The sequence below is a fragment of the Streptomyces sp. NPDC054765 genome (assembly GCF_053612065.1).
The window spans coordinates 1-4323 of sequence record NZ_JBSHBP010000138.1; the positions used below are offsets into that span (position 1 = coordinate 1).

Annotated in this window: 1 protein-coding gene; it reads right to left on the reverse strand. The window is 69.8% G+C overall.

Annotation, left to right across the window (positions count from 1 at the left end; all coding sequences use genetic code 11):
* Positions 1–4323: amino acid adenylation domain-containing protein (locus tag ACWGJY_RS37345; protein WP_453265351.1), on the reverse strand; the 4323-nt coding region annotated here is incomplete at both ends.

Sequence of the window (4323 nt, forward strand, 5' to 3'; positions counted from 1 at the left end):
GGAGCAGACGCTCCAGCCGGACGGCCATGGCTTCAGCGGTCTGCCGGTCGAACAGATCCGTGGCGAAGTCCACCGTTCCCGCCATACCGGCGGGCCGGCCACCGGCAGTGACCGTCTCCTCCAGCCCGAATTCGAGGTCGAACTTCGAGGCCTGCGAACCCGAGGACTCCAGCCTGCTGTCGAGTCCGTCCAGCGGCACATCGGCCGACGCGGCCTCGAAGCTCAGCATCACCTGGAACAGCGGGTGGTACGCGAGCGACCGGGCAGGGTTGACGATCTCCACGAGCCGCTCGAAGGGCACGTCCTGGTGGGCGTAGGCGGCGAGGTCGGTCTCCCTTACACGTCCGAGGAGTTCGGCGAACGACGGATTGCCGGAGGTGTCGGTACGCAGCACGAGGGTGTTGATGAAGAAGCCGATCAGGTCGTCGAGCGCTTCGTCCGCACGTCCTGCGCTCGGCGAGCCGATGGGGATGTCGGTGCCCGCACCGAGGCGGGTCAGCAGCGTGGCCAGCGCCGCCTGGACGACCATGAACACACTCGACTGGTGCTCGCGCGCCAGGCGGGTGACGCCTTCGTGCAACTCGACGTCCCAGAAGAAGTCGAGGCTCTCGCCCCGGTAACTCGCCTCGGCCGGCCGCGGACGGTCGGTGGGCAGCTCCAGCAGGTCGGGAAGTCCCGCCAGCTGCTCCTGCCAGTAGCCGGCCTGACCGGAGATGAGGCTGTCGGGGTCGGCTTCGTCGCCGAGGACTTCGCGCTGCCACAGCGTGTAGTCGGCGTACTGCACCGGCAGCGGAGCCCACTGCGGCGCCGAGCCCTTGCTCCGTGCGGCATAGGCCAGCGCCAGATCGTGCGTGAGCGGAGCGATCGACCAGCCGTCGCTCGCGATGTGGTGCGCCAGCAGCAACAGGACGTGCTCGTCCGGTCCGGTCCGGAACAGCCAGGCTCGCAGCGGCAGTTCGGTGGTCAGATCAAAGGTGTGTCCGGCGGCCTGCCGGATCGCCTCGTCCAGCCGACCGGGGTCCGTCCTGACGCACTCGACCGGCGGCCGGGCGGCGGCGCCCGCCAGCACCTGCTGGTACGGCGTGCCGTCGGTCTCCGGGAAGACCGTACGCAGCGACTCGTGCCGCTCGGCCAGGTCGGACACCGCCTCGCGCAGGGCGGCGGCGTCCAGCTCGCCGGACAGCCGCAGCCGCATCGGCACGTTATAGGTCGGGCTGGGCCCCTCCAGCTGGTGCAGGAACCACAGGCGGCGCTGGGCGAAGGACAGCGGCACCCGCTCGGGCCGCGCCATCGGCACAAGAGCCGTGCGGCCCCCGGCAGCGGTGCCGATGCGCCCGGCGATACCGGCGACCGTCGGTGCCTCGAAGAGATCACGTACGGCAAGCTCCACGCCGAAGGCGGTGCGGACCCGGCTGACCAGCCGCATCGCCAGCAGGGAGTGGCCGCCGAGGGCGAAGAAGTTGTCATCGATGCCGGCCCGGGGCACGCCCAGAACCTCGGCGAAGACACCGCACAGGATCTCCTCCTGCGCGGTACGCGGGCCCCGGCCGCCTTCCGCACCGGTGTACTCCGGCGCGGGAAGCGCCTTGTGGTCGAGCTTCTCGTTCGGCGTCAGAGGAAGCGCATCGAGCTGTACGAACGCCGACGGAACCATGTACTCCGGCAGCGCCCGCGCCGCCCGGTCCCGCAGACCGGCCAGATCCACACTGCCGTCGGCCCCCTCCGCGGGCACGACATACGCCACGATGCGCTTGTCGGTGGGCCGGTCCTCCCGGACGACCACGGCGATCCGGCCGACGCCCGGGTGCGCCGCGAGAACGTTCTCGATCTCGCCGAGCTCGATACGGAAGCCGCGCACCTTCACCTGGTCGTCGAGGCGTCCGACGAATTCGAGCTCGCCGTCGGTACGCCACTTGACCAGATCGCCCGTCCGGTACATCCGGGCACCGGGCGCGCCGAACGGATCGGCGACAAAACGGGAAGCCGTCAGACCGGGCCGGCGCAGATATCCGCGGGCCAGCCGTGTGCCTGCCACATACAGTTCGCCGGGCACGCCCGCCGGTACCGGACGCAGCGCGGAGTCCAGCACATATACCCGGGTGTTCCAGCCCGGGTGACCGATCGCCGGAGCCACCGCCCCGGAAAGCGGGCCGCTCACCGTCACCCACACCGTCGCCTCGGTCGGACCGTAGGCATTGAACATCGCGCGTCCCGAAGACCAGCGCGCCGCCACCTCGCCGGTGAAGGCGTCGCCACCGACGATCAGGGTCCGCAGCTCGGGCAACGGGTGCACCGGCATGCTCGCCAGTGCCGCCGGCGACATCTGCGCATGACTGATGCGCAGGTCGTCCAGGACACCGACCAGCTCCTCACCCGCGAGCGGACCCGTCGGCGCGACCACCAGGCAGGCACCCGACCGGAACGCCATCCACATCTCGAACACCGAGGGGTCGAAGCTCGGCGAGGCGAGCTGCAGTACCCGGCTGCTGCCGCCCAGCTGCCAGCGGTCGACGACATCGGCCGCGAAACCGTTCACCGCTCGATGGGCGATGACGACGCCCTTGGGGTGCCCGGTGGAACCGGAGGTGTAGATGAGGTAGGCGGGGTGGGTGGGGAGCAGCGGTGCGGTGCGGTGGGTGTCGTCCGGGTTGCTGGTGAGTGGGCCGGTGACCGTGTCGCTGTCGCGGCCGTCGTCGCTGTCGCTGTCGCTGTCGGCGTCGAGGGTGAGGGTGGTCAGGTCCGTGCCGGGCAGACCGGTGGCGGTGTACTTGTCGGTGATGAGCAGGGCGGGCCGGGCGTCATCGAGCATGTACGTGATGCGGTCGGCGGGGTAATCGGGGTCGACGGGTACGTAAGCGGCGCCGGCTTTGAGGACGGCGAGGATGCAGACGACCAGGTCGGCGGAGCGAGGCAGGGCAAGGGCCACGATCTGCTCGGGGCCGATGTTCCTGCTGATGAGGTGGTGGGCGAGGTGGTTGGCGCGGGTGTTGAGTTCGGTGTAGGTGAGCTGGGTGCCGTGGTGTTCGAGGGCCGGGGCGTGGGGGGTGCGGGCGGCCTGTGTCTCGAAGAGGGCGGGGAGGGTGGCGTCGGGTACGTCGTGTGCGGTGTTGTTCCAGCCGTTGAGGAGCAGCTCGCGTTCCTGGCCGGAGAGGATGTCGAGGTCGGTGATGGGGCGTGTGGCGTCTTCGACGGCGGTACGGAGCAGGCGTTCCAGTCGTGCCGCGAGGGTCTCGGCGGTCCGGCGGTCGAACAGGTCGGTGGCGAACTCGACCACACCCCGGATCCCGGCGGCCTCACCACCCGCACCGAAATGCTCCCCGAGGCTGACGGTCAGATCGACCTTCGCGATCCCCGCGTGGACGTCATCGTCCTCGGTGGCCACGAGTCCACGCATCGCGAATTCGTCGTCGGCGGCATTCTGCAGGACGAGCATCACCTGGAAGAGCGGGTGATGCGCCAGGGAACGGGTCGGGTTGACGATCTCCACGAGGCGTTCGAAGGGCACGTCCTGGTGGGCGTAGGCCGCCAGGTCCGTTTCCCGCACCCGGCCGAGAACCTCGGCGAAGGTGGGGTCGCCGGAGGTGTCGGTACGCAGGACGAGCGTGTTGACGAAGAAGCCGACGAGGTCGTCGAGTGCGTCGTCATTACGTCCGGCGATGGCCGAGCCGATGGGGATGTCGGTGCCGGCGCCGAGCCGGGTCAGCAGCGTCGCCAGCGCCGCCTGGATGACCATGAAGACACTGACCTGGTGTGTGCGTGCCAGGCGGGTGATGCCGTCGTGGAGGTCGGTGCCCCAGGCAAAGGGGACGCTGTCGCCCTGGTGCGTGGCCACGGCCGGCCGCGGCCGGTCGGTGGGCAGCTCCAGCTGCTCGGGGAGCCCAGTCAGGGCCGTGCGCCAGTGGTCGATCTGGCGGGAGATGACGCTGTCGGGGTCACTCTCCTCGCCCAGGACTTCGCGCTGCCAGAGGGTGTAGTCGGCGTACTGCACCGGCAGCGGAGCCCACTGCGGACCGGTGCCGTCACAGCGGGCCGCATAGGCGGTGGCGAGGTCGTGGGCGAGGGGGCCCATGGACCAGCCGTCACTGGCGATGTGATGGGCCAGGATCAGCAGCGTGTGTGCGTCGGCTCCGCTGGTGAACACCCAGGCACGGAATGGAAGTTCGTCGGTGAGACGGAAGGTGTGGCGAACGGCGGTGGCGATGTGCTCGGTGAGGCCCGTGGTGTTGTCGGTCGTGACGATCTCGATCACGGGTTGGGCGGCGTCGCCTTCGAGTATCTGTTGGTAGGGGGTGCCTGCTGTTTCGGGGAAGACGGTGCGGAGGG